This is a genomic window from Microbacterium sp. K41, from assembly GCF_004794395.1.
GTDB classification, from domain to species: domain Bacteria; phylum Actinomycetota; class Actinomycetes; order Actinomycetales; family Microbacteriaceae; genus Microbacterium; species Microbacterium sufflavum.
Genome location: NZ_SSDO01000441.1, coordinates 1 through 1211, shown reverse-complemented (window position 1 = coordinate 1211; position 1211 = coordinate 1). Strand labels below are relative to the sequence as shown.

Annotated in this window: 1 protein-coding gene; it reads right to left on the bottom strand. The window is 74.7% G+C overall.

Translation table 11 applies throughout. The features are described 5' to 3' along the window. Window positions 1-143 precede the first annotated feature (143 nt). Window positions 144-1211 (bottom strand): FliI/YscN family ATPase (locus DW309_RS13985; protein ID WP_136045715.1); only part of this gene is annotated, 1068 nt, incomplete at its 5' end.

The window sequence follows — 1211 nt, the reverse complement described above, 5'->3', positions numbered from 1 at the left end:
GGCGCCGGACAGGTGCGCGCGCAGGGCCCGGTCGCGCGCCTCGGTGTGCTGCGCGTCGATCACGGCCCGCGACAGCCGCTGCGCCGCGGCACGCTCCTGGATCTCCCGCACGCGCAGGAGACCGGCCAGCGAGAACGAACGACTCATGCGACCCCCTCGAAGGCGCCGACCAGGGCGTCCAGCCGGCGCCACGACTCCTCGATGTCGCAGGTCTCGTCGAGCGACTGCGTGAGGAAGGCGGAGATCTCCCGCTCGTGCGCGATGGCGGCGTCGATCCGCGGATCCGCTCCCGCGTGATACGCGCCGATGTCGATCAGGTCGGTGGCGCGACGGCGCGCGGCGAGCACGGCCCGCAGCGTCGCGGCGTGCGCCCGGCGCTCGGCTCCGGTGATCTTGCCCGCGACGCGCGACACCGAGCCGAGCACGTCGATCGCGGGGTGGTGGCCGGACAGCGCCAGGGCACGGTCGAGCACCACGTGGCCGTCGAGGATCGAGCGCACGGCATCGGCGATCGGCTCGTTGTGGTCGTCGCCGTCGACGAGCACGGTGTAGATGCCGGTGATCGACCCGGTGCGGTCGGTGCCGGCGCGCTCCAGCAGCCCGGCGAGGATCGAGAACGTCGACGGCGGGTAGCCGCGCGTGGCCGGGGGCTCGCCCGCCGACAGCCCGATCTCGCGCTGGGCCATCGCCACGCGCGTGAGCGAGTCCATCATGAGGATCGCGTGGGCGCCGTCGTCGCGGAACGCCTCGGCGATGCGCGTGGCCGTGAACGCCGCCCGGATGCGGGCCATGGCCGGCTGGTCCGAGGTCGACACCACCACGACCGACCGGGCGAGGCCGGCAGGTCCGAGGTCGTCCTCGATGAACTCGCGCACCTCGCGTCCGCGCTCGCCGACCAGCGCGATCACGGTGACCTCGGCCTCCGTGCCGCGCGCGATCATCGACAGCAGCGACGACTTGCCCACCCCGGAGCCCGCGAACAGGCCGACGCGCTGACCGCGGCCGACGCTCACGAGCGTGTCCAGGGCGCGCACGCCCAGGGGGAGCGGGGCGGTGATGCGGTCGCGCTCCAGGAGGGAGGGCGTGGCATGGTCGAGGCTCACGGTGGGGGCGACGAGCGGCCCCTTGCCGTCGATCGGGCGGCCGAGCCCGTCGAGGATCCGCCCGAGGAGCGCTCGTCCGGTGGGCACCCGCACCGGACCGCCGCTGCC